At 49.2% G+C, this 26,251-nt stretch carries 17 protein-coding genes and 1 rRNA gene; 2 read left to right on the forward strand and 16 right to left on the reverse strand.

The window, feature by feature from the left end; all coding sequences use genetic code 11:
- The 4 genes from FCN15_RS05700 to FCN15_RS05715 all read right to left on the reverse strand — a co-directional run.
- Positions 1-352 (reverse strand): 16S ribosomal RNA (locus tag FCN15_RS05700); the annotation flags it as partial.
- Positions 353-804: 452 nt separating this feature from the next.
- Positions 805-1,671: an L-serine ammonia-lyase, iron-sulfur-dependent, subunit alpha gene (sdaAA, locus tag FCN15_RS05705; RefSeq protein ID WP_138494050.1), complete on the reverse strand. Its 867-nt coding sequence runs from the start codon at positions 1,669-1,671 to the stop codon at positions 805-807.
- On the reverse strand, positions 1,668-2,387 hold the full coding sequence (sdaAB, locus tag FCN15_RS05710) for an L-serine ammonia-lyase, iron-sulfur-dependent subunit beta (protein WP_138494051.1): 720 nt from the start codon (positions 2,385-2,387) through the stop codon (positions 1,668-1,670). Before sdaAB ends, sdaAA begins: the two co-directional genes overlap by 4 nt.
- 124 nt (positions 2,388-2,511) lie before the next feature.
- Positions 2,512-4,122, reverse strand: coding sequence for an amidohydrolase (locus tag FCN15_RS05715; RefSeq protein WP_420819548.1), 1,611 nt, complete (start codon positions 4,120-4,122; stop codon positions 2,512-2,514).
- Between the two features lie 245 nt (positions 4,123-4,367).
- Between FCN15_RS05715 and yhbH the strand changes: the two genes are divergently transcribed.
- Complete coding sequence (yhbH, locus tag FCN15_RS05720) at positions 4,368-5,528, forward strand: sporulation protein YhbH (protein ID WP_138494052.1); 1,161 nt, start codon at positions 4,368-4,370, stop codon at positions 5,526-5,528.
- A gap of 95 nt (positions 5,529-5,623) precedes the next feature.
- On the opposite strand, the gene FCN15_RS05725 is transcribed toward yhbH, so the two are convergent.
- The 4 genes from FCN15_RS05725 to FCN15_RS05740 all read right to left on the reverse strand — a co-directional run bounded on the left by FCN15_RS05725 (position 5,624) and on the right by FCN15_RS05740 (position 11,745).
- On the reverse strand, positions 5,624-5,992 hold the full coding sequence (locus tag FCN15_RS05725) for an HIRAN domain-containing protein (RefSeq protein WP_138494053.1): 369 nt from the start codon (positions 5,990-5,992) through the stop codon (positions 5,624-5,626).
- Positions 5,993-6,477: 485 nt separating this feature from the next.
- Complete coding sequence (locus FCN15_RS05730) at positions 6,478-6,669, reverse strand: hypothetical protein (protein WP_138494054.1); 192 nt, start codon at positions 6,667-6,669, stop codon at positions 6,478-6,480.
- A 144-nt stretch (positions 6,670-6,813) separates the two neighbouring features.
- The gene (locus tag FCN15_RS05735; RefSeq protein WP_138494055.1) at positions 6,814-9,870 is read right to left on the reverse strand and encodes a type III restriction-modification system endonuclease; all 3,057 of its coding nucleotides are present in this window, start codon (positions 9,868-9,870) and stop codon (positions 6,814-6,816) included.
- Positions 9,871-9,885: 15 nt separating this feature from the next.
- Positions 9,886-11,745, reverse strand: coding sequence for a site-specific DNA-methyltransferase (locus FCN15_RS05740; protein ID WP_138494056.1), 1,860 nt, complete (start codon positions 11,743-11,745; stop codon positions 9,886-9,888).
- 131 nt (positions 11,746-11,876) lie between these two features.
- Between FCN15_RS05740 and FCN15_RS05745 the strand changes: the two genes are divergently transcribed.
- Entirely contained in the window at positions 11,877-12,263 is a 387-nt protein-coding gene (locus tag FCN15_RS05745) for a helix-turn-helix domain-containing protein (RefSeq protein ID WP_138494057.1), read from the forward strand.
- A gap of 39 nt (positions 12,264-12,302) precedes the next feature.
- Here FCN15_RS05745 and FCN15_RS05750 read toward each other — a convergent pair whose 3' ends face one another.
- From FCN15_RS05750 to FCN15_RS05785, 8 genes are all read right to left on the reverse strand, one after another.
- Positions 12,303-12,956 (reverse strand): DUF4391 domain-containing protein, encoded by a 654-nt coding sequence (locus tag FCN15_RS05750; protein WP_138494058.1) that lies wholly within the window; start codon positions 12,954-12,956, stop codon positions 12,303-12,305.
- Positions 12,956-16,090: a helicase-related protein gene (locus FCN15_RS05755; RefSeq protein WP_238996526.1), complete on the reverse strand. Its 3,135-nt coding sequence runs from the start codon at positions 16,088-16,090 to the stop codon at positions 12,956-12,958. The genes FCN15_RS05750 and FCN15_RS05755 overlap by 1 nt, the downstream gene beginning before the upstream one ends.
- Positions 16,091-16,238: 148 nt before the next feature.
- Entirely contained in the window at positions 16,239-19,541 is a 3,303-nt protein-coding gene (locus FCN15_RS05760) for a UvrD-helicase domain-containing protein (protein WP_138494060.1), read from the reverse strand.
- Entirely contained in the window at positions 19,534-22,368 is a 2,835-nt protein-coding gene (locus FCN15_RS05765) for a PD-(D/E)XK nuclease family protein (RefSeq protein WP_138494061.1), read from the reverse strand. Before FCN15_RS05765 ends, FCN15_RS05760 begins: the two co-directional genes overlap by 8 nt.
- 153 nt (positions 22,369-22,521) lie before the next feature.
- On the reverse strand, positions 22,522-23,322 hold the full coding sequence (locus FCN15_RS05770) for a hypothetical protein (protein WP_138494062.1): 801 nt from the start codon (positions 23,320-23,322) through the stop codon (positions 22,522-22,524).
- Positions 23,323-23,364: 42 nt separating this feature from the next.
- Positions 23,365-24,612, reverse strand: a complete 1,248-nt coding sequence (locus tag FCN15_RS05775) for a vWA domain-containing protein (protein WP_138494063.1) — start codon at positions 24,610-24,612, stop codon at positions 23,365-23,367.
- A gap of 163 nt (positions 24,613-24,775) precedes the next feature.
- Positions 24,776-25,726: a helix-turn-helix transcriptional regulator gene (locus FCN15_RS05780; RefSeq protein WP_138494064.1), complete on the reverse strand. Its 951-nt coding sequence runs from the start codon at positions 25,724-25,726 to the stop codon at positions 24,776-24,778.
- Positions 25,727-25,954: 228 nt separating this feature from the next.
- The gene (locus tag FCN15_RS05785; protein WP_138494065.1) at positions 25,955-26,251 is read right to left on the reverse strand and encodes an ArsR/SmtB family transcription factor; all 297 of its coding nucleotides are present in this window, start codon (positions 26,249-26,251) and stop codon (positions 25,955-25,957) included.

A 26,251-nucleotide genomic window follows, 5' to 3' on the forward strand; every position in this document is an offset into this window, starting at 1 on the left:
TAGGAGTCTGGGCCGTGTCTCAGTCCCAGTGTGGCCGTTCACCCTCTCAGGTCGGCTACGCATCGTCGCCTAGGTGAGCCGTTACCTCACCTACTAGCTAATGCGCCGCAGGCCCATCTGCAAGTGATAGATTGCTCCATCTTTCCCAAAGGAATCACGCGACTCCCTTGCGTATCCGGTATTAGCTACCGTTTCCGGTAGTTATCCCAGTCTTGCAGGCAGGTTGCCTACGTGTTACTCACCCGTCCGCCGCTAACCAACAGGTTCCGAAGAACCTATTAGTCCGCTCGACTTGCATGTATTAGGCACGCCGCCAGCGTTCGTCCTGAGCCAGGATCAAACTCTCCATAAAAGTAAAGTTTGTAGCTCATTTTGAATCTGACGAGTTGTTACTCGTTATTTATTTCTCACTCGTTGTTCAGTTTTCAAAGATCAAACTTTTTTCTGTAATTGCTGCTTCATCGCTATTAAAAAATCACGTTCAGCAGCAACTCTTATATATTATCATCTTCGAAGCAACTTTGCAAGCTTTTTTTCGAGGAAGTTATTTCCTCTTCATTTGCTTTGCTTCACTGCTTGCCGGCTAACAATCTTGCTTAATTGGCCGGAACAAGAATATACCATACTCAAACGAATTCACGCAAGTATTTTTTATCATTTTATTAATAATTATTCTGCTTCAGCAAAAAAACGTTAATTCAAACCTCTTCGGCTTGTTTGAATGCCGCTTCTTTCTCTCTTCTTATTCCCTCTTCCTTTATTGAAAGAAGCGGCAGCAATCTTAGCAGCCCTAAAAAGACTACCCTAAAGACTCTCCATGATTCTGCGGCCGGTTGGTGTCTGGGCAAGCCCGCCCTTAGCGGTTTCGCGGTGCTTCTCAGGCATCGAGGAGCCGACTTCAAGCATGACCTGGATGACTTCATCGGACGGAATGACGCTGCGCACTCCTGCCAGCGCCATATCCGCAGCCGCCAGAGCGGTTACGGCACCAAACCCGTTCCGCACAATGCACGGAACCTCAACCAAACCGGCGACGGGGTCGCAGATTAAGCCGAGTGTATTTTTCAAGGCCAAACCGACAGCATGAACCGCTTGAGCAGGCGTACCGCCCCGCAGCTCCACTAGTGCGCCAGCCGCCATCCCGATCGCGGATCCGATTTCAGCCTGGCAGCCGCCTTCGGCACCAGATATGAATGAATTGTTGGCAATGACATAACCAATTGCTCCGGCTGCAAACAAACCGTAGACCATGTGCTCATCGGTCCAGCCGAATCTTTTTTGCGTGCTGACAAAGACTCCGGGAATCACGCCGCATGAGCCGGCAGTAGGTGTGGCAACAATCCGTCCCATAGATGCATTTACTTCGGATACAGCAAGCGCGTAAGCCATCACCTCTCCCGCAGCTCCGCCGAGGTTCATTTCCGTGCGGTCTCCATAGCTGACTACTCTCTGAGCATCCAGGCCTGTTAGCTGGCTGGGGGAAGTGGTATCCTCGCTTAATCCCTTATGCACGGCATCCTTCATTACTTCATAATATTGTTTCATCGTCTCAAATTCCGCTTCAGGAGTGCGGCCTGATTCCCCGCTTTGTTCCTCAAGCATCAGCTGGCCGATGGTCATCTTCTTCTCCGAGCATAAAACCGCAAGCTCTTCTAACGTTCTAAAATTCACTTCTGCTCCTCCTCTGGCTGCAGCAGCCAGTTCTCCAAATCTGCTCTTGTTAAATCAATGCACCCCATGGAAATCAAAGCATCCATCTTCTTAATTTGAGCCACTGCCTCTTCTTTAATTTCTCCATCAATCTCGACGACGGTCATGGCGTGGCCGCTGCGATTTTTCCGGTCCAGGGACAGCTGTGCAATATTGGTGCCCTCCAGGCTTAAGGTTTGGGTGATGTAGGCCAAAACGCCCGGCAGATCATAATGCTGAATAACCAGGGTTGGGTAGACGCCGGTCATTTTTATGTTAAAGCCGTCTATTTCAATAATTTCAATGTTGCCGCCGCCGATGGAGATCCCTGTCAATGTCAGTTCCCTGCCTGTTCCGCAGTCGGTTAAGATCAGCTGAGCCGTATTCGGGTGACGGACAACCCCTCTGCCCTCACGAAAAGAAACCTCCAGCTTGGAAGCCCTGGCATACTCCAGCGCCATCGGAATACGGGGATCATCCGTTTCATAATTCAAAAGCCCTCCGACAATGGCGCGGTCAGTCCCATGCCCCTGATAGGTAGCAGCAAATGACCCGAAAAAGATCACCTCAGCTCGATCCGGCTGCTTCCCGAACAGATGCCTGGCCGAACGGCCGATTCGGGCTGCTCCCGCAGTATGCGAACTGGAGGGTCCGACCATAACAGGTCCTATAATGGAAAAAACATCTTTAAAACGCATCTAACAAAGCCTCCGCGCAGTCCTGGCCTGTCTTAGCTGCAGCAGCTTTCGGACAGGTTCAGAATGCTTTTTTATTCAAAATATGCTGGGGCGGATGTGCCGCCTTCTCTATTATAGTCCTTTGTCAGAGGGCTGAATAGCCGATTTGTCCGTTGACAACGGACATTTTTACGTTAACCCCGAGCAGAGACTCCGGGTCGTCCGTTATATTTCTGTCGATGACTGTAAAATCTGCAGATTTGCCGGCCTCTATACTGCCGCGCTGCTTCTCTTCCGCCACGACGGCTGCACTTCCCAGCGTAAACAGGTGCACCGCCTCCTGCATGGACAAACATTCTTCCGGCAGGTAACCTTCTCCGGTTTGTCCGGGCCTGCGCCGCGTGACGGCGGCATGAATGCCGAGGAACGGATCAAGCGGCTCGATCGGCGCATCGCTGCCCCCGGCACAGACGATGCCGGCTTGCAGAAGCTTTTTCCAGGCGTACAAATAATCCTGGCGGTCCGGTCCAACCCTCTCCAGCACCCACGGAAAATCACTGGCCACAAACCGCGGCTGGATGTCCGCGATCAGCGGAAGCCGACTCATGCGTTCAACCAGGTTCCGGTCAAGCACCTGCGCATGGATAAAGCGGTCCGGAAGACCGGAGGAAGGACCAAGAGGATGCTTCTCCATCGCACCCAAGGTCAGCGCTGCCGCTCCGTCACCAATAGCATGAACGGCTATCGGGTAGCCATGCCTGCGGGCCATCGCCACTAGCTCGTGCAGCTGCTCCTCCGTTTGAATCGCCATGCCTCTGGTGTGGGGCGCATCGCTGTAAGGCTGCTGCAATAAGGCGGTCCGGCCGCCGATCGCTCCATCTGCAAAAATCTTCATCGCACCGATCCGTGTCCACTCGTCTCCGCTGCCTGCCATCACGCCCAGTCCCGCGGCTTCCTTCATATAGGCATGGAACATCAGCTGGTGGGTTCGGAAGGCGATGCCTTCTTCTCTAAGCTCCCGGTGAATGCGCAGCATCGTATCTACGCTGCCAAGGAACCGCAGATCCTCCGTATGCGCGCCGGTCAAGCCAAGGCTCAAAGCACTGAGCATGGCGCGCCGGACCACGTCCTTCTTCGTTTCATAATCAGGTTCAGGCTGCGCTTGTTCAAAAGGATAACACGCTTCCTCATAGATCCAGCCGTTAAAGCTGCCATCCGCATGACGGCCAAACGCGCCGGAATCAGGATCAGGCGCCCCATCTGGAATACCAGCCCGGCGAAAGGCCTCAGTGTTGCCAAGGAAAGCATGAAAGCAAGTGCGCGTCAAAAAGACCGGATGACGGTCTGTCACTTCGTCCAGCTCCTGGCGCGTCGGGGCGGCAGCCGGCGAGAATTCATTTTCATTCCAGTTGAGACCTGTGATCCATTCGCCTGCCGGCGTAACCGCGGCCCGTTCCTTGATTAGGGCAAGCATTTCCGCTTTAGACTTCACTCCGGTAAAATCCAGCATGCTCAGCTTCATCCCGTACATGCCCAGATGCATGTGGGCGTCAACCAGCCCCGGAAGCACATAGGCGCCTTCCCAGTCAATCGTGCTGTAGGCTTGTCCGGACAGCTGCAGCTCCAGCTCGGACGCAGGTCCGATCGCCTTGATGATTCCGTTCTCTACATAAATGGAGTTCGATGGTACGGAATTCGATGGATTATTTTTAGATGCGAAGGGGAAGATCCCATTCTTAAATAAGGCTGCCGACACAGGCGTTCATCTCCTTAATCACTCTAGTTTAACCGCTCTATCTGAATAAAAAATGGTACCCCGCAAGAAACCTGACTCGATTATACATCCGGGCTTGTGAAACAGAAAGGCAGCGCTTCTGCGCGTTAAAATTGCATTTTCAGGGCGGCGAAGTCCCTCACATATCAGGCACTCTCGCGAATATACTTTATTTACAATCGTTGTATTGCCATAGGCTGTTGACTTCAACCGGGGAGGTGCCGCTAATGTCGTCTTCATCGCATAATTTTGTTGTTTCACGCGAGGATTGGTCTTTGCACCGGAAAGGATATCAGGATCAGCAGCGTCACCAGCAAAAAATAAAGGAAGCGATCAAGGAGAACCTGTCCGATCTCGTCTCTGAGGAAAATATCATCATGTCCGACGGCAAGCAGATCGTCAAAATTCCGCTGCGCAATCTGGAAGAATACCGTTTCATCCATAACTTCAATAAGCAGAAGCATGTCGGTCAAGGGGATGGCAGCTCCGAGGTCGGAGACGTGCTGGCAAGGGACCGTCCGGGGAAAGCAGGCAAACCGGGCAAAGGCGGCGAGGCCGGCGACCAGCCGGGCGAAGATGTGGTAGAGGCCGAGGTGAACATCGAGGATCTGGAGGGAATATTATTCAGTGAGCTCGAGCTGCCTCATTTGAAGGAGAAAGATAAGCAGGAGCTCGAAACGGAAGCCATCCGATTCAATGACATCCGCAAAAAGGGCATCATGTCCAACATCGACAAGAAACGGACGATTCTGGAGAACCTCCGCCGCAACGCCAGACAAGGCCAGCCGGGGATTCACGGCATTTCACCGGATGATCTCCGGTACAAAACCTGGGAGGAAATTGTGGTGCCCCGCTCGAACGCGGTGATCATCGCCATGATGGATACCTCGGGTTCTATGGGTTCCTTCGAAAAATACTGCGCCCGCAGCTTCTTCTTCTGGATGACCCGTTTCCTGCGCAAGCAGTATGAGAAGGTCGAAATCGTGTTTGTCGCCCATCATACGGAAGCCAAAGAGGTGACCGAGGAGGATTTCTTCAACCGCGGCGAAAGCGGCGGCACGATCTGCTCCTCCGCCTATCTCAAGGCGCTTGAAATTATCGACAGCCGTTATCCGCCTTCGAGCTATAACATTTATCCGTTTCACTTCTCGGACGGTGACAACCTGACCTCCGATAACGAGCGCTGCGTCAAGCTGATCGACGAGCTGCTGAAGCGCAGCAATCTGTTCGGCTACGGCGAAGTGAACCAGTACAACCGCAGCAGCACGCTGATGTCGGCTTACCGGAATATCAAGAAGCCGGAGTTTATGCATTTTATCATCAAGGAGCGGGGCGAGGTGTACGGTGCGCTGAAGCATTTTTTTCAGAAGAGGGAGGCTCGGGTTTAGATAGACAGCAGTGAAGTTTTTTACATTCCGACATTCCGGCGATCCCCCGTTCAGGGGGATTTTTTTGATTTTTATGTAAATCTGCTGCTTGTCCTTCAGAACTTTGTGCCAAAAAGAGCAGAAAGCGATAGATGCTTTACGGATTTGACGATGTAGACCTCCTCCAGATCCGGTGCCAGTTCAACGATCGCGGTTTCTTTAACGACAAAACGCACAATACCGCAAATTTGCTGGTCAAACGTATCGTAAATCCGGCCGGCGCTCCAACACCCTTTGGGAACGGTATAAGTACTGTTGGCTACGTATCCAATCTTGCCGATCGGAGTCAAAACCACTTTAATCGCCTCTTGATCATGCGAATTATCCGGGTCTTTGATCAGGTGAACAATTTGGCCCGGTTTCAGAATAGCTGCACCATGATAGTGCTGTGTGCCCGTAAGAGCAACATATATCGGTTGATCCATGCAACTCACTCCCTCTAGTCTTTCCTTTATTATGAAAGCTGGAAGTGACTATAGCTTGTCAGCGAATATATGTTTGGGTAAAAAAGCACCGCAAAGCTCGAGATGAGTTTGCGGTGCTGAATATTTAAAAACAGATTAGACTTTTATCGTTTGTTCATTCGTAAGGATTACTCTTAATTCTCATGCCTGGATTGACTAAAGACAACATGTACTGATGCTCCTCAAAGGTATCCGAGAGTTTGGATATTAAGTTAGTGTCCATTTCAATAAGGGATGCTTCTCCATTTTTCGAAGATTGATACTGGGACTGCTCCTTCCAAGATCGGAATAACCGATTCCATCCACAGATATCCTTTGTGCTGCCACATAACCTCCACGATCGGATCTCTATCTCTACCAGTGACTGCATGATAGAATGGCGTAACCATCAAGGCAAATCCGTCAACATAAGTGTTATTGTTATCCAGCAGCCTTTTGCGGCATGTTCAAATGTAGAAAGGGCCTTTTAGCATCTTTTTGGATTTCTGTTTGCTCAGGGTTTGAATCGCAGACTGGTGAATGTTATGAATATACTCGTTGATCACGCCTTCACTCTGGTCCGCTAAGACAGATAAGTTGAATTGGTAAGCCCAGCCTTGTGACTTGAGGGCATCGGCTGTTAATTGAAGGTTCTGCATGTTAAATCCTCCTTCATAATTTGGACTTCATATTTATTAAGTTATCGTGATCTTGCTGCCTCTTGACGTAGAATAGCAAAGTTCCCTGACAACTGTTTGCCAGGGAACTTATGTTTGCATATAAAAGCTAATATGTCCTTGATTTTAACCTTTTACAATCTCCAGCAATTTCTCATAGCTGTTAACCACATCGTACTTCAGCTGATCTGAATTAAGCTTGGCAAAATGCCGGCGTGCGCATTCAATCTTCGCCTTCTCAATTTCCCGCAGCTCCATGGAATCCAAGGAGCCTTTCGTCTCCGCGATGAAGTAAATGTGCTTTACGCCGCCTTCTTTAAACACAATCGCCCAGTCTGGATTGTAATCTCCTACTGGAGTAGGAATATAAAAGCCTCTCGGCAGCTTGGCGTAGACATTTACTTCTTTGCTCGTATCCAGTTCCTTGGCGAATGCCCGCTCGATCTTAGAATCCGTTACAACGTAGTCGTAAATATGTTTATCAACGGCGATCGCGTTATGTCCAAGCTGTCCCTTCAACATGCTCTTTGTGAATACATCGGTCTGGAATGTCTCGTTGATCACATCATAGGAAATGGATTCGATAATCGTTGTGGCTTTCTGCTCGTTAATCAATTTGGATACCCGTATTATAAATTCCTCAGGATTCTTTTGGAACAGCATGAATTTGGCCTGCGTGATTCCTTTCAATATGGCAGCAATCGTCCTTCTGGTGAGTTTTGTTTCATCCATCAGCTTGCCGATCAAGTCATATTTAATCTTGGACGCCGCGGCCTGGTGCACATATTCTGTCTGCGTTTCCCGGGCAGTAAACGCCCCGCCTTGTTTCAATTGATCACGAGATTCGATATCGTTCATTTCCCCATGTTTAATGGAGTAACGAATTGCAGGTACATCCAGGCTCATATTAATGGCCAAAATACATTTCTGCACCAGCTCCTGCGAGTCGAACTGAACGGTATACACCGATCTTTTGTTGATCTTGTTCCACAACTCCTTGAATTCCTGCTTATTAAAGTTATGATTTACAGTGACGGCAGGGATCGTATTATTCCGCTCGTCACTTGTAATATCCGTTTTGCCTTCAACGTAGATCGACTTGACCAGTTTGATTAACGACTCATGAAAAGCACCATCCAATTCCTCCGGGAGCTTGATCTCCCCCTCTTCCACAGCCGAGAAATAAGCATCCGTCAGATTGTAATCATCATCCGTATATTCATGACGAATGAATGTATTTTGCAGCTTGGTCGCCAGCCGTTCGTCGATCTGCAGCTGTTCCCCCCGGGCATTGGCAAGCACCTTATCCAGGAAAAAGTTCTTATCGGCCTTCCGCGGACGGTCCGACAAGGCGGCGGCAATCTCGCTCTGCAGGTCTTTGGCAAACTGCTCATAAGATTCACTGGCAATAACGGTCAAGGCATTAATTTCGTGAACGTCGATCCCTGGAATGCTCGCATCCATTCGTTCCCCATGCTGATTGACGCATAACCGGAGGCCGCGGCCGACTTCCTGACGCTTCTTAATTGACGAATCGCTATGCTTGAGTGTACAAATCTGGAACACGTTCGGGTTGTCCCAGCCTTCCTTCAGAGCCGAGTGGGAAAAGATAAACCGGGTCGGCTCCTCAAAGCTTAGCAACCGTTCCTTGTCCCGCATAATCAGATCGTAGGCATCTGCATCATCTGAATCCGACTCTCTGGCCGATACTTTGGAGTCCACAAACCGTCTGCTCTTTTTGTCGATAGAGAAGTACCCCTTATGCGTCTTACGCACCTCAATACCGTTTAAATACTGCATGTATGGATCATCTGCAAAGAGGGACAATTGTTCATTAAGCAGTCCCAAGTACTCTTCCTCGAACATGACGGCATAATCGCCGTTCATCTCATCCCCAGCTTCGTCGTACTGACGATACTTGGCGACCTCGTCAATGAAGAACAGGGACAGGACTTTAATTCCTTTATAAAAAAGAACCCGCTCTTTCTCAAAATGAGATTTAAGCGTCTCCCGGATTTGAATCCGGCGGAAATGATGCTCACTAACGTCGCCTTGTACATCTCCAGCATATAGCGTAACGCCATTAATAAAGCTGATGCTGTTATTTTGTCCGTTGATTTCCGCAACCTTAAAGCCTTTATACTGCTCAAGGCGGTCGGACAGCTGATAAAGATCATCGCCGGTAACTATTTTTCGGGATACTCTGGTTAGCCCTGACTTCGTGCGCTTCTCAAATTCAAGCCGGGCAATAGGCGCATGCTTGTCACTGACATCAATGCCTTCCAGATATAAGTAGCTGTTCGTCCCGCTCGTTCCTTTTACAGAGATGCCTTTGACGCTGATCTTCTTAACCAGTTTCATGTTATAAGCGTCCAGGGCATCCAGACGATAAATCTTGTTATAATCCTCACGATGAGTTGCCGAATACCGCAGCGTGAACAAAGCCTTGAAGTCCTTCAGCGCCTCTTTCGTCTTCTGGCCTTCCACCGACTGCGGTTCGTCGATGATCAGAATCGGATTCGTGCTGGCGATAACATCAATCGGACGCCGGGAATTGAAATCGTCAAGCTCCATTGTAATTCTTCTGGCATCCTTGCCTCTGGCATTAAAAGCTTGAGCGTTAATAATCATAACGTTAATTCCGGCATCACTGGCGAACTTCTCGATATGGTGAAGCTGCTTCGAATTGTAAACGAAATAACGGGCTTTTGATCCATACTCTGACATAAAATGGTCTTCCGTCATTTGAAAGGTCTTGAGCACACCTTCCCGGATTGCAATAGATGGGACAACAATAATGAATTTGCTCCAGCCGTATTTTTGATACAATTCGAACATCGTCCGAATGTACGTATAAGTCTTGCCTGTACCGGTCTCCATCTCAACGGTCAGGTTGTATCTTCCCTCAAGCCGCTCCGACAGCATTAATCCATTCTGCCGCTGGACAGCCTGAATGTTAGTCAGCACTTCCTGATCAATAAGCTTAATCGGATTATTCTTGAATCCATATTGACCAGACTCGCTGTTCGCGAGTTGGTACAAGTCTATTTGTTCCACGCTCTTTTGCCTGCGGCCTTTGTCCAGTGTAAAACGGGAGGATTCGTTCGGCTGTCCTTGAAAGGCCTCAACCACGCTGTTTACCGCATCCAATTGGAACTGCTGATGTTTAAATTTAATCTTCATCCCTGTCCGCCTCCCTTACAGTACTTGAATTTCTGTGCCCGGGGAGAGCAGCTTGAACAGTTCTTCTACATTGATACGGGCTGAGTCATCCTCGAACGAACTGTCGCGGAAAACCACTCGAAGCGGTTGATCTGCTGCTATTTGTTGGATGACCGATTCAGTTACATTCTCATCAAAGCAGGCGATTAACGAGTTGCCTGCGACGTAATGGACAGTTCTGCCCTCTATTTCCCTGGTTTCCATTGGCAGCGAAAGTTCAAGTCCGCACTCCAGCATGACCTGGATAAGCAAATCTTCGCCAGTGCGGTCTTCCTTGATGTTCGTTGCCGCATCATCCATATCCATCTGGACGATCTTATCCGGTGTATAGTACACATCCTTCATGTTGCTGGAATCTACACGGTAGACGCGGAAGCCATAGTCGATGTCCGCGCCTGTTTCTTCTTTGATTTTCTTGGCGGCGCGACGGATGCGTTCTTTGCCGATTTCGCAGATGTTGGTTAACCCTATATTCTGTCCCTCAGCAGCAGCATCAATAGCTTCAGGTATTTGAATCATAATATACCTTCTGCGTCCAGATTCCTTAGCGTTCAACTTCAAAACAACTTCGGCAGTAGTCGCAGAACCCGAAAAGAAATCTAAAATAATATCTGATGACCCGGTTACCTGCTCAATAAGCTGTTCTACCAACGAAAGCGGCTTAGAGTAATTAAATATTGGAATTTCAAAATGATCTTTTATTGTTCTGGTTCCTTCAGAGTTCATGCCGACATCTAACAGCAAAGTAGAAATGGGATCAACATCTCTTCTAAGTTCACTCATAAATCTCTTAATCATTGGGCGCTTATTGGTATCTTCAGGGAATACTACTCTATCTTCATCAAGCAACTTCTTCATAGATTCAGGTATAAATGCCCACACTCGATTAGGATTAGCCGTATATACTTTTCCTGTTTTAGGATCAACAAGGTCATAGAACTGGTTCGGTCTTTGATCTTTAGTCATACCAACTGTCAAATCCCCGAGAGTCCAGGGGCCCCTGGGATCATTATCGGGGTTGCTGTACGTCGAGTAATTTTTTTGTTTGCCTTTGAATACTACTCCACTATTTTTCCCATATGTTAATACATATTCATGATCAGTTGAGACTAGATTAGATGCCAATGCTGAAGAAGCTCTTCTTTTCCAAACGAAGCAACCTACAAACGAATCTCGGCCAAATACATCATCACAGATCTTTTTCATGTTATCTATTTCATTATCATCAATGCTTATGAAGATAACTCCATCTTCCCTGAGCAAACTTCTAGATATTTTTATTCTTGAGTACATCATGGTTAACCAATCACTGTGAAACCGCCCATTGGAAGTAGGATTGGAAGTTAAACGATGGCCATCAACGCTGACCTGTCCAGATTCATCCAGGTACTCATCTACTGACTTCTTATAATTATCATTATAAACAAAGCTATCATTCCCCGTATTATACGGCGGATCAATATAAATACATTTCACTTTATTTAAATAGGACTCCTGCAGCAGCTTCAATACCTCAAGGTTATCCCCTTCAATATACAGGTTCTCTGTCTCATCCCAGTTCACGCTGTCCTCTTTCACCGGGCGCAGCGTCTTGTCGATCGGGGTGTTGGCATGCAGGATCGCTTCCTTTTTCCCCGGCCAAGTCAATTGATAACGCTCTTTCTCCCCTTCAACCAATACATCGGACAGTTCTTGCCTCAGCAGATCGAAATCGACCGCTGTGGTTACATTCCCGTCAGAATCTTTTGTCTCTGTTATCACATTTGGAAAAAGAGAAGCCAGCTGCTCCATGTTACGCTGAACCCCATCAGGTGACTTCATCGTTAATTTAGGCATACAATCCCCTCGATTCTATTACATTGTCAAGGCAATTGTATCATTATAGTGAAACATATTAAATATTGTTTATTTATATTGGTATCTATTTTACAAGCAACTTTTACTACCCTCATTATGAGGTGAGTAAAATGTCAGAGCTCAGCGAGCTAATCGGAAAGCAGATTCACTCCATTCGCAAGAAGAAAGGCCTCACGCAGGAGCAAGTGGCTGAAAGAACGGGCAAGGAAGGCTTCAACCGCTCCAGAATTTCCCGAATTGAACAAGGGCAGGACAACATTACGCTGGAGACACTTGAGACAATTATGACGGCTCTTGGAATCACTCCCTATGAGCTGTTTGATTTTAATCAATACCAGGACCCGCTTGATTTTAAGGATAAGAGCGAGATGATAGAAGCTTACAAATACATGCTGATGGAAAGACCTGTAGATGAAATTAAATATGTCGTCCGCACGACGAAAGACTTCTTTGGTACGGTAGATTCGAAGAATTCACTGAGCAAGGATAACAAATAAGGCCTGTTCGAATGAACAGACCTTTAAGCAAACATTTAATTAGTTAATCAGCTGATTCAGTTCCCTTCGTTTACGCTGAAGTTCCATATTAAGCTCAACCTTACGGTTGAACTGTTTCTCACTCCGCATCTTAGCCTCCAGCCTTTGGCACTCCAGTTTCAGCTTGTCTATTCGGGCCTGCTGCTCCAGTGCGTCAATAAGCTTAACATCAGGACTAGAGTTAACGGGCAGCAGCCCTCGAATTATGTTCTCATATACCGCCTTCAGGTCGAGCCCCTGCAGCAGATTCATATTCAAGTTCTCTACCGGCTGCCACTGTGTCTCATGGTAGGAACGAACCACAGAACGGTTGTCGTCCATCTGATTTCGCTCTTTGAAGGCAATAGCGAGTTTGACCATTCCTTCATTCATCAAGACATGGAGGATTGGATAAGGGATCGCTTTGTCTATGCTCCTCAGCAGGTCCTGGGAATAACTCCTCTCTTTCAAATGAATTTCAAACACCTGGATTTCTTCAACGTCATCCTTGGGGCTAAGCCGGATTGTTTCCTTGGATAGCTTGTGCTTCCAAATGATTGTATCGACTTGATCAGTGAACAACTCCTTCAGATGCTGATTAGCATGCAGTTTGTCGTAGAATTTGTTCTTTGGAATTTTACGGTTGACGATTGTGTTTGACGGCAATTGAAACATTATCCATTCACCTGCCTTATGACGACAAAGGTAATGAGTTCAAAGTCCTCCAGTCCCTTGATCGAATCGATTAAAGCCGTTGTTCCTCCCGAGCTGAATAAGCTATCCAGATCGCTTTCTTCCTTCACCTCTACAATTGAACGGATGGCCTCCTCCAGAAGCACTGAATACATATCCATCTTCTTGCCGTCTTTCGTCGCCTCGTTAAAGCTGCGACAAGCTTCTAAGACCGGCTCAGATTGCCCTCTGCAGATCGCCCGAATCATATCAAGTGTCTTCTTAACGTCCATATGATTGGTTAACACTTCACCATCATCACTCAGATAGACCAGATAAAAGGGATGCAGTCTATTCTGCTTGTCGGGATTCAGTTCCTCATTAATATTGCGAAGAACAAATATAACCCCCGGCTTTGCGCCCTTCTCCTCGTCAGCGGCTACTACTGCATGCAGCCCGCTTGGAACCTTATCAAGCTCGCCGTTCTCCTTCACATAGTTCACCAGGTCCATCCGGAAATCGTTAAGACCCAGGTCAGTAATGGACACTCCGGTATTCATATCGTCGAGATCGACGACTTCCTTCTGCAGCCGATTTAGCTGCTGCTTCCGGTATTCCAGATCGCTGGATTGATTGAACAAGACGTTGTCGTCTCCTGTGGCCGTCATGTCCATAATGACCATGCGATTCTCAACCCGCTCCTTCAATTGAATGTACTCATCCAGCGTCATGTTGGGCCAGAAGTTGACCAGTTGGATTTCTTTATTCCTTGATCCGATCCTGTCGATCCGTCCGAACCGTTGAATAATGCGAACCGGGTTCCAGTGAATATCATAGTTGATGAGGAAATCACAATCCTGCAAATTCTGCCCTTCAGAGATGCAATCAGAAGCAATCAGCAGATCGATTTCGCCTTCGACAGCGGGCATGGTCAGATGCTTCTCCTTGGATCGCGGCGAGAAGCACGTCAGCAGTGTGCTGATATCGTTACGCAAACCAGCGGAATTTTTATTCTCGTCGCTGCCCACGATTTTTGCCGTATCCATACCATACTTTGACTTCATGTATTCAGATAAGTGCGTGTACAAATATGCCGTGGTATCGGTAAATGCACTAAAAATAATAACTTTCCGATTGCCTGGATTAATCGGTTGACGAATCTTCTGGTCGATTACCTGTTTTAATACATTTAGTTTCTTATCGTGCTCAGGCGAAACCTTATGCATCTCATTCAGCAATGCTGTCAGTACGTTACAATCACTGGTTAAGTCTTCCTTCCAGCGGAGAACGTCCATATCCGATAAGTTAATCTTAATTGTCCCGCCAATATTAAAGTCTTCATCCAGCCAGTCATCCTCATCGAGATTAGTGCTCTCAATATCGGTGTAATCAACATCACCGGATTTACCGCTGCGCTCAAAGGCCTCAATCTGCCGGAGCGTCCCCTCCAGCTTGGATATAATCTTCGACAGGGTCAGCCGGAAGGATTCTACGGAGCTTTCCAGCCGCTTCAACAAGTTAATGCGCATGAGGATTTGGAGGCTGCCTTCGCGGTCCACTTGCCTAAAGCTTCCGCTCCCCCCCTTGACGCTGGTGTCATACAGATCTTCATAGAAGCGAAGACGGCTAGGCTGGATGTATTTGAACGGAGCATAAATGCCCAGGTTTATTCTCGACAGTTCCGTAAATATTTCGTTGTAACCGAGAACATCCGTCCGGTCTGTCAAATCGCAAAACTTGGATACCGGTGGTAACCGCCTTGGGAATTCGCCGATCTCCTCAGCCTTATAATACTTTTGAATATGCTTCCGCGAGCGTGCGATGGTCAGGCTATCCAACAGCTCAAAGAAATCAAAATCAAGCATTCCGAGAAGCGTTTCTGTTGTCCGCTCAGCCGGTTCCAGCTTTGACCACTGATTAAAGGCAGACTGTGCCCGTTTGAAGATATCGTTGATTCCCCGCTCCGTCCCCAGCTTGTTGTCGATCTCTTCAGGATTCCCTTCGTAGGCCAGAGCAAGTTGATTGCGAAGATCCATGAACTTGTTGTTGACCGGAGTCGCGGACAGCATGAGTACCCTGGTCTTTACGCCGTTCTTAAGCACTTTACGCATCAGTTTCTGATAGCGCGTTTCTTTATCTTTCTTGGCTTCGTTATTCCGGAAATTATGGGACTCATCGATTACGAGCAGGTCATAGTTGCCCCAGTTCAGCCGGTCCAGCGGAATATCGTTGGATTTGCCACGCTCGCGCGAAACATCTGTATGATAGAGAACATCATATCGAAGCCGGTCTGTATACAAAATATTATTCGTAACATTCTGTTTATACGTCAGCCAGTTATCCCCTAGTTTCTTGGGACAGAGCACCAAAACCGACTTATTACGCAGCTCATAATACTTGATAATTCCTAAAGCAGTAAACGTCTTACCCAGACCAACACTGTCTGCCAGGATGCAGCCATTGTATTTCTCAAGCTTGTTAATCGCACCCAGCACAGCATCTTTCTGAAAGTGGTACAACCTTTTCCAGATTTCCGTGTCCTTGAACCCTGTTGCTTCATTCGGCAAAATATCCTCTGTAATGTCCGACAGAAATTCATTAAAGATATTGTACAGAATGACATAGTAGATAAACTCCGGCGAGTTCTCCCTGTATACGGATGAAATATGCTCAACAACCTGATCGGTAACATCCTCAAGCTTGCTCTTATCGTTCCAAAGTTGGTCAAACAGTTCAAAATACATTTTTGTAAACGGGGCTTCGTTCAGCTTGTTGACCATCTTGGATAAGGCATTGCCTTTCTCGTATCCCAGATCCACCGTAGTAAAGCCGTCCAAAGGCATGTAGGTTACGGATTCCTCCGCCCCCTGCAGATTGGCCATCCCCTGCATAGAACCGGAAGTTCTGTTTGATTTGAAGGTAACTTTCTTCCGAATCCAATCACTGCATTCTTTGGCGATGGATTTAAGTGTCATCTCGTTCTTAAGCCGGAGTTCAAATTCTGTCCCGTATAAACTCTTCTCGCGGCCCCGTTTAGGGATGTAGAATTCCCTCTTCTCCTTCTTGAAGCTGTCTGCAATGAAGGTAGGAGAAGTAAAGATGAAGCGGACTTCATCAATCTGGTTAAGCTCCTTCATTAATGCCTCATAAGCATAAATAGAAAAACAGGAGGCTGCTACAGACAGCTTCCCGCCCTTACGAATAGTTTGCTTTAAATCATCACCAAATAGCTTATCGATATTATTAATAACTTCCATCGTTGACCTCTTGTTTTAAAAAGATTGTCTACCTTTTTTCGACAATTTTACTGTAAAATCCTTCAACTAGCGATGTAAAATATAACGCCGACTCTTTCACCTTGTAGCCGAAAGTGTTCGTCAGCTCCCCCGCATAAGCCTCCACCTGCGGACGGTAATAATCAATGAACGACTGGAGATTCTCTTCCGTCACGCTGTCCGTTTTAAAATCAACAATGACCCATCCGTCCTCTTCCTCGAACAGGAAGTCGATCACGCCGCGTACATAAGCAGCCGGCTCGTTATTTTCATTCTGCTTGTGCACCATAATCGGCACTTCAAAAAGTCTCCGCCGCGCACGCAGGCTGCGCTGCCAGAGCTCGCCGGCCAGCACGTTCCGTACCATTTGAACAGCGGCTTGAATATGCTCTGCGGCCAGACCTTCCTCCTCAGCCAGCAGACAGACCGCATCCTCCAGCTCTTCCTCAGGCAGGCCCTTGCCCAGTAGCTCGATCGTCCGGTGAACGACGCTTCCGAATGCCATCCCTTTGCCTTCCGACGACCATTCCGGTTTATCGCCGCCTGCTTTGGTCAGCCCCGTAACCGATGCAAGAGCATACGTAGGCTGAGCGATCGCTCCCAGTCTCTGCTGGCGGATCGTCTTAATCTGGGCCAGGTCCGGTCCTGTCAACAGGGCGGTATCCTGCTGTACCATCGCCACTGCTCTACTCCCCGTTTCTTCGGCAGACCGGGCAGGAATATCGAGCTCACGGGCGAATTCCATCCCCTCGGCAAGCGGCGTCCAGGGACACTTCGCCGGCTGATCCGGATATAAGCTGATGACCAGCATTTGCTTGGGACGTGTTGCGGCAACATAGAGCAGCCGGTCCTTCTCTGCGCTTGAGAAAGAACGTTCCTTTTGACTCATTTCCTCCCAGCCCGCGGGGCCGGCGATTAATTCGGTTTTAAACTCTCCTACGCTTCTGCTTATCGTAAAATATCCTTCCGCCGGATCAGCCGAACGATTGATGTACTGCGCCGCATCATGGTCGAACTCCCCGCACGGACAAGCAAGGAATACAATCGGCGCTTCAAGTCCTTTTGCTTTGTGCAGGTTCATGATCCGGACTGCCTGGCTGCCCCCGGCATACAGACTTGAGGTTTCCATACCGCGGCCTGCCAGCATATTCTCGGCAGCCCTCCGCAGCTCCGGCCAGCTCGAACCCGCTAAAGGATCGCCCTGAAGAAGCTGCAAGGTTCGCAGCAGAGTCCCCGCTCGAATAGAGCCTGCAGGCAGGGTTGAGATATAGGGCAGCAAGCCCAGGTCCTCAATAATCAGGCTGAGCGCAGTAGCAGCATTTTTCGTCCGAACCAGGTCCCGGTAATCTCGTATTCTGCCCAGTACGGCGGCAGCCGCTCTTGCCTCTTCGCTGCATTCCTCCATTTCCGGCAGGTTAAATAAGGAGAAGCGGAAGCCTGCCTGTTTATAAGCCCATAGCTGCTGGTCGCTTAAGCCAAAAAACATTCCGCGCATCACCGCCAGCAGTGCCGGCTGATCCGCAGGGTCATCTAAATAACGAACCAGCTGCAGCAGCGCGGCTTGCTCTTCGTATACCGTCGTGCTTCCGGAAGTATCAGCAGGAATGCCGTACAAATCAAGCTGCTCCGCATAGAGATGGATGAACTCGCGGGTTTTGGTCAGGATCAGGAAATCGCTGGGGACCGCAGCCCGGGTGCTGCCGTCACTCTGGGCAATTTGCACCTGTCCGTTCCAGCAGGCCCAGGAGATATATCTGGCAATCTGCTCCGCATCCAGCTGGGCAACCACGGCTTTGCCGCCGGAGATTTTTGAATAGCTGATGACATAAATGCCATGCGGCGTTCTCCGGTCTGCTTGAGGATTTGGGGTATGAGTCTCCATCTTCACATAAGCGGCCTGAACCTCCGATTCGGAAGCAGGCAGTTTACCTGTAAATTGGCCGTTAATAAAATCACCGATGGAATGGACGGAACGGAAGTTGGCGGTTAACCGCAGAACTGCGCCACAGCCGGAGATGCGCGCTTTGACCTCGTTATAGATCGAAATATCCGCTCTGCGAAAACGGTAGATCGACTGCTTGGGATCGCCTACCACAAACAAGGAGCCGGGTCTCGGCGTTAACTGCCTCCAATCCCGCACCAAATCGCCTGTTTCGCACTCCCCTTCCCCTGTCAGCAGGAACATGAGCTCAGCCTGAATCGGATCCGTATCCTGGAATTCATCGACAAGCAGCCGGGTATAACGCTCTGCGAAATAAGCTCTAACTTCCCTGTTCTCACGCACTAATTCAGCGGCCTGCAGAAGCAGGTCCTGAAAATTCAATTTTCCTGCGGCCAGTTTACGGGACCCGTAATAAGCAAGCGCCGGCTGAACAAAGCAAATGAGCTTCGGATACAAAAATTCCCGCCACTCCTGCAGAAATGGATAGAGGACTCGGCTTTGCCAATCCGGAAAGTTCTTTTTCACCTCTCCAGCATATTCTTTAGAGGTCCAGCGGTTAAGCGTCACGTCGAGCTTGCGGTCAAACTCCTTTGCGATTTCGAGTATCCGCATGTCATCGGATAAATCGGCGTACCGCAGCTTCCGGCGGGTTTGCCGCACCAGCTTCTGCACCGTATCCCAGCCCTTGTCCGGCTCGGCGGTTGGTATGTAAGGAGAAGCAGCTTCAATCAGCGGAAAAAGGGTCTCCCGAATCCGGTCAAAATTGGGCCGCGCTCGCTCTTCACAAGGAATCTCGACATCCGTAAATAAAGACACCCGGTCATACACGTCCTTAAGGGTATTGACATCAACCCCGAGCGATAACAGCTCATCCAGCCGCGAACGTGCCTCTCCATCCAGTCCGGCCATGTAGTCATCCCAGCAATAGGCGCGGAACAGCTGATCCTGATCTTCGTCCATTTCCTCAAAAGAAGGATCCAGGCCTGCCTCAATCGGCCGTTCCCGCAGCAGGGACCCGCAGAAGGAGTGGATCGTTCCAATAAAGATAAGGTCCAGATTTTCCAGAGCCTTACCCAGTCTTTCCCTAGTTAAAAAATCCTCTTCTGCTCCCCGGAATGCCTGCTCCAATGCCAGCCGGAAGCGTTCCTTCATCTCATCTGCAGCTTTGTTTGTAAAGGTAATGGCGGCAATCTGCTCCACCTTAACGCCCGACTTGATTAACGAGAGAAGTCTGCCCACGAGACTCGTTGTTTTGCCGGAACCGGCTCCGGCCTCCACCAGCAGGGTGGTGTCCAGGTCTGCAAGAATCCGGCTGCGGTCAGCCAGGTCTGCCGGGTCTACCCGTCTATTTGGTTGATGTAGTTCAGTCAAATGCCTCCACCTCCAGCAGGGTCTTCAACAGTTCCTCGTTACCGGCAGATTGCCGTTTGAAGGCCATCCACTCCGAATGGGGGCCGCATACCGCGTTGTAATCGCACCAGCCGCACATTTTTTTGTTATGGGTCGGAACATAAATGCCTTTCTTCTGCGACTCCAGCAGCTGTCCAAGGATGGTTACTACATCATCTCTCCGGTTCTGTGTCCGCCGGACGTATTCTCCTCTTCCCCGCTCTGTAGGAAAATAATATTCCGCCTCCGTAACCCGAGCCTCAGGATCGATCCCCGTGTCCCGCAGCCACTGCTCGACTGCCATCGAATACAGAGCATGCTGCAATTGGGAACCGCCGCTGAAATATTCGGATTCCTTGTACTTGCTTGTGCTGCCCGTTTTATAATCAATAATCCGGTATTCATGCGGTCCAATCCGGTCTACCCGGTCAACGAACCCTTTTAGTCTGAAGCGGATGCCGCCCGGCAGTTGAAGTTCCATCGGCTCTCCATTCGGTGCTGCCAATTCTAGTTCAAATAAATAGGGCTGGTCGGTCTTCAGCACTTCATGGCGGTAGAAGATGTCCACATCACGGCGGAGCTCCCCGCATTCTTTGGCGAATACATGAGGATTAGGCGCAGGAATGAAGTGCACCGTCTCTTCAATTACCGCTTCTGCGATTTCATTCAGCCGGTTTTGATCATGTGCAGCCGGCTGTGCCCCTTGAGCGGTAACCTCCTCCAAATATCTTCTAAAAATATCATGGAGCAGGGAGCCTCTTTCACTTGCCTGCAGCCACCTGGCCGGATCATACTGCGGGATTTCTTTCGGACGAAGCTTGAGCAGGTAGTAGAAATAATAGTGCAGCCCGCAGGATGCGTATTTTTCGAGCTGAGTAACGCTAACAAAATGGCGGTCCTGCGGCTCCTCTTGCTCGGCATGAATATAGAAGGAGCCGGCGTTCGGGACCCAGCCATCATAGGCCGAAAGCTGCTCTCCTGCACGGAGCCGCTGGGCCCGCAGCCCGTCTGCGAGAGAAGGATAGCTCTGCAGGATGAGCTGCTGGGCAGATTGCACAGCTGAATTCACGATATTCATCACCCTGACAGGCTCTCCCAGCTCCTGCTCTAATGCTCCAAAATCCAGGGCAGGTTCGGCGGACCGGAGCCGCAGCATCTGCAGCATTTCAAAAGCCGGCCCCTGGCTCTTCTGCTCCCCGGGATCATAAGAGGAATAACTGAGCCAGATCTCGCCCCGAATAAGCGACAGCCTGGATTCACGCTCATTCCTGATTTGCTTCGCACGATCGGATTTAGGAATCAAGGAAGTGGAAACGGCCCGCTTCTCTTGATCCAGAAGGAGCGGATCCTGCGCCGCGGAAATACTCCATGCCCGCTCATCCATACCGGCAATCCAGGTATGCTTTCTGCCGCTCCAGCCCCCATTTTGTAAAGAAGTAACATGGATCGCCCCTGGCTGCGGTGCCGGGGACAAATGAATGCGAATCTCGCTGAGCATCTCTTTGACATATTGGACCGCCAGGTTCACCGGGAGTTGTTCCCCCAGGCTGGGGCTGCATCTGCCCGCCATCTCCTGAAGAGCCGCAGACACGGCGGCGTCCTCCGGAGAAGAGATGACGGCAATATTTTTGATGAAATCCGCTAACCATTTAAGCAGCAACAGCGGGTTCCACTCCTTCTGTCCGGGCAGCCCGTCAAACCAAGCTGAAAAATACCTGCTCAGGACAGCTCCCTGTTCCCGGTCCTGCTCCTGCAGCCTTTCCGGCCTGAAAGCAGCCAGGTACCGTTCCCTCCCCCATCCAATTCCGGACTTCTCAAGCAGCCGGATCCAATCACTTCTGCTCCATCTCTCATCCTGGAAAGACAGGCAGCCGTGTCTCAGCAGTTCCGTCAGCTTGGCGACAGGGAATCCCTCTGTAATCCAATCCAGTATGCCTGCAGCTGCTCTTCCCGCTGAACAGAAGACCAGGGGCAGTCCACTTGAGAAAGTGCACGGGATTCCAAGTTTCTCGGCATGGGAGAAGACAATCGGGGCGTAATGCTCATAATCTGACAGCATGATTTCTGTATGGTCCAGCGCTCCGGAATCTGATACGATTCTGCGGAACCCTTCCCGGATTTCAGCTAAGCTCCCGGCTGCCCGGAACATTGAGAAGGAATTCGCCAGATAATCCTTATCCAAATTAAAAGGAGCACCCGCTTCCATCAGGCAAAGCCGTTCCCCCGCCAGCCTCTCCAGCATGAGCCGCTCGATTCGGGACCAGCCTGCCCAGCTGAAGGCCAGGTACCGGGTATCTTCTTCTTTCCCATTCACATATTCAATCAATCCGGCAAAATCCGTCAGCTTATGTTCGGCGAGATAAGACTCATATAAGGCAAGCAGCCTTTGCAGGTACTCGCCCTTACTGAGGTTCGTGAAATGCTCGGCCTTCACATCCTTAGCTTGGATACCTGCCAGCCGCATCTCCATAAGCGTATGGTGGACACTTCTGACAATGCCAAGCTTCAGCATGGAATCCGTTATGTAGCTCACCTGATCTTTTTCAGTCAGCTGTTTCATGAGGTAACGCACAACCCATAAGGACTGCATCTCATCCAGCAGAGTGATTTGTTTGCGGAACATCTCTAATTTGGCATGTTTGGTGACCAGTCCGCGAAGCGTCTGGACTTCCACATGGAATACAGCACCGTACCGTCTGCACATCTGTTCGAGAAGCTGAGTCCCCTGCGCATATGAGTCTGCCAATAGGATCTTGGGAGCCAGCGGAGTCTCCATGATTTCTTGATACAGCCGATCGATCAGATTCACGTAAAGACCTCCTCGCAAAATAATTCAAATAGTTCAAATAGTTCGATATGCCTATATTCGCCCTATCAAAGCCTCTTCCCTTCCATTATCCGGAATTGAAGAGGCTTTTGATCTTAGTTTAAGGATGAATTCGGCCGGCTGCCGGCACTAAGCTTAAAATTTATTAGTTACAAGTGCGAGCTGATCCGTTTGACCGCCCAGCTTGTTCTCGACCGTTACAAGTCCCACAGGGTAAGCGACCACTGTTATCTGATCTCCCACCTGAATTTCGCCGCTGTCTGACATACTGAAAATGTCTAAAATCGTTCCATCCGGAGCCTCGCCTACAATTTCGGATTTAACGTAACTGTCTCCATCTGGCGGATAATCCTGAACGATCGCAACATCAACCGTAAACTCGATGGCTTTGCCGTAATAATTCCAAGGCGCTTTAAACACCAATCCTGCATTAACGGTTGCAGGGGTAACTGCTGTGTCCCCCATTGCTTCCAGCATTTGAAAGGCTAACTGGGGATTCCCATTATTCATAGCATCCATTTCAGACTTATCCCAGTCAGGGTGCATTGCCTGTTCGAGTGCTGCCGCCTTCTCTTCCTCTGCCTTCTTGGCCGCTTCCGCTGCTTTCGCAGCTTTCTCAGCAGCCTCGGCCTTTTCCTTCTCCTCTTTCTTCTGCTCAGCTTCGGCTTTTGCGGCCTCTTCTGCTTTCGCATCAGCGGATGCTGCATTGGAGGAGTCTTCTTCTGACAGCTTCCTGCTTATTGCATCAGCAGCCTCTGTTTTGGGATCACTGGGAGCGATGACTGCAATCAGAACCAATAATAAGAGCGCTCCGGCAGCGAACATCCAGCGTTTTACGCGGCGTTTAAATAGGTTATCGAACATCTTGGGATAGATCAGGCCCGCAATGGACGCAAAGAATAAGAAAGTAAAAATAACGATTAATAAGGGTGCCATGGGTACTACCTCTCTTCGTTTAAATTAAGCTAACCGCGCTTCCTACGACTTCCGCTTCATCCTGCGGTATTTCTCCTGATTCAGCTCTTTCCTCTTCCTGCTCGAATACTCGAAGTTATCTAAGTGCGTATAAAGCTTGGCTGATTCCTCCGCCAGCATGGGACTGTTCATCACCACGGACATGAGCAGCAGTTCATCCGCCTGGATTTTGAGCAGGTGCTTTCCCTCTTCCGTATTGCCGGTGTCGAAAGCCTTTATAGCCTCTTCAATGACTTTAGCTGACTTTGTTACCCCGACCTGCTGCTCCACCTCTGCGCTGCCCGGTTCGTTCAAGAGACTAATATCCGTCGTAAAGGAGGCAGATACCTCCATGCTGAAGCTGCACGCAGCCGCACTCTCCGTCACGTCGATATAATCCCAGCTTAACTGCAGTACCTGGTGTTCGCCTGCGGCGCGCGGGTCAAAGGACAATTCAACCAGAAGAGTCTTCACTTCGTTATGATAGATGTCGCCCATTTGGATAAGGCTTTGCTCCCCATTCCCCTCTGACGGATACCCGTAAATCCCAACGATTTGAGTGCCCTCAGAAGGGCTGCAGGTGAGCTTAATATTCTGAGCAGCCACCGATAACAATCCTTCAAGCTCCTGCTCAAAAACTCCGGGAATCCCGTCTGCCTTGTCAATATAATAAAAATTGCCCCCGCCATGCTCGGCGATGCCCTCCATCAGCTCTTCATCAAAACCGTCCCCAACCCCTATGGTGCTGATCCCGATCCCGGATGAACGGTATTCCTTGGCGATTGCATTAAGCTGGCTGCGGTCTGTAATACCTGTATTGGCATGGCCGTCCGACAGTAAAATCACCCGGTTAATTCTTCCCTCCTGCCGGTTCCTGAGGACGTGCTGCGCTCCTTCAGCCAGCCCTCCGCTTAGATTCGTCGTACCTCCAGCCTGGATGGATTCAATATGCTGCTTAATTAAGTCCTTATTTAACACCGCCGAAGGGGGAATCACGGTTTGAACATGGTCGTCAAAAGCCACAAGACTCAGCAGGTCAGATCCATTCATTTGTTCTGCGACAAATTGGCATGCCTTCTTGCTGTACATGAGAGGGTCCCCTGACATCGAACCGCTCCGGTCAAGCACCACAGACAAATTGATTGGCGAGCGGGCGTGGCCCTTGTCTTTCCCGCTTCCCTGGAGCTCGATCAGCAAATAGGCGCTTTCTGCCCCGCCGGCCGGATAATACCCCTTGTTCCATGCATAGTTAAACGATATAACCTGGTTCACTTTGCACTTTCCCTCCTTTGTCTCTCTTTGAATACAATCTTAAAGTGTCTTTTGGGCATCTGTTTGTCAGCGAATGAATGTTCGGCATAAAATTTGGCAAAAAAAATAACCCCCGCTTCCTGGAAGCGGAGGTTATACCTGCTGACTCAACCATTATTGACACCTATTGATACATGTTTACCCACTGCAGCAGCTGCTCTTTAAGGTTATCCCTTACAGCCTTGGGCTCAAGAATTTCTGCCGACGGGCCGTATTGAAGGATCCATTTCAGGAACTCTTTCTCGTTGTTTACGGTTACTTCAAAGATGAGGCTTCCGTCCTTCTGATCCTTCATCCGGGGATGAACAAACAGCTCTTCTTCCTTGATGTAACGGGCAACTTCCGGGTCAAACCGGACCCGGAAGGTCGTGTTCTTCTCTCCACGGTCGATAGACCAGGTATTTTTCAAATACTGCTTGATATTAAAATTGCCTTTATCGAAGGATTCATTCGTAAGCTCAACGTTCTGGAAGCGGCTGATCCGGAAGGTCCGGATTCCCTGTTTGACATGGCAGTAGCCGACTAGATAAAACCGCTGGTCGCGGGGGATCAGATAATAAGGATCGATCTTCCGTTCCGTTGTCTCATTTCTATACTGGGTGTGATAAACCGCGTCTATCGTTCTCTGTTCCAAAATGGCCTGAATAATCGGCTGCAGAAAATTCGGACTTTCCTTGCGGTAAGCAGGAGAACCCATCTGGATAATTCCCGCTATATCTTCGATAATATTATTCTGCGTGGACTTCTCCTTGCGGTGCGTCCCCATCACCTTATCGTAGGCCGTATCAAACCCCGGTGGAAGCTTCTCCTTATCCAGCATGGAAGGCAGCAGAGAAAAGACCAGCGCCTCCTGCTCTGTAAAGTTAAGCGGATACAAGAAAAATCTGCCCATAAACCGGTACCCGGTACCCCGGCCTTCCCTGGACACTGGGGCAATCAGCTCCAAAATATCCATATCCCTGTAGATCGTGCGGATATTCACGTCACATTTAAACGCCAGATCCTTTGCCGAAATCCCCGGGTTCGCCTGAATCGCATTAATGATGTTAAAAATCCGAATCACTTTGTCGATCATTTCAATCCCCTCAAGTTACATGTATAGGTAATTTATAGATATAGGTAATTTATAGATTTATCGTAGCATAGCTGGAAGAATCTATAAAGACATTTAATAGGAATGACTTAACGGCTAAAAGGGCGGTTGGCAACCATCTCCGAAAGGAGGTGATGCCAGTGATCGAAGTTAAAGATGCACTATATGCCAGGTCGAGAACATGATCTTATTACCGCCAACTAAAGATACCTAGCAATCCTCTACAACTTCAATTAGTTCCTTTAGCTGTTCGATGCTTTGCCCTAAGGCAAGGGAGTAGTATCGCTGAGTCCCTTTTTGCTCTATGGTGACTAGTGAGGTGTCCCGCAGGATTTTGAGATGATGGGAAATCGCGGGCCGGGACAAGTTTGAGTGCTGGGCAATCTCATTTACGCTGAGCGGCTCTTTATCGGCGAGGAGAATAATGATGTCCTGCCTCGCTGGATCGCTTAATGCTGTGAATAGAGGGATACAGGACCTGAATACGTCAATTGCTTGTCTGCTCAT

Source organism: Paenibacillus pinistramenti, from assembly GCF_005869875.1.
In the GTDB taxonomy this organism is placed as follows: Bacteria; Bacillota; Bacilli; order Paenibacillales; family Paenibacillaceae; genus Fontibacillus; species Fontibacillus pinistramenti.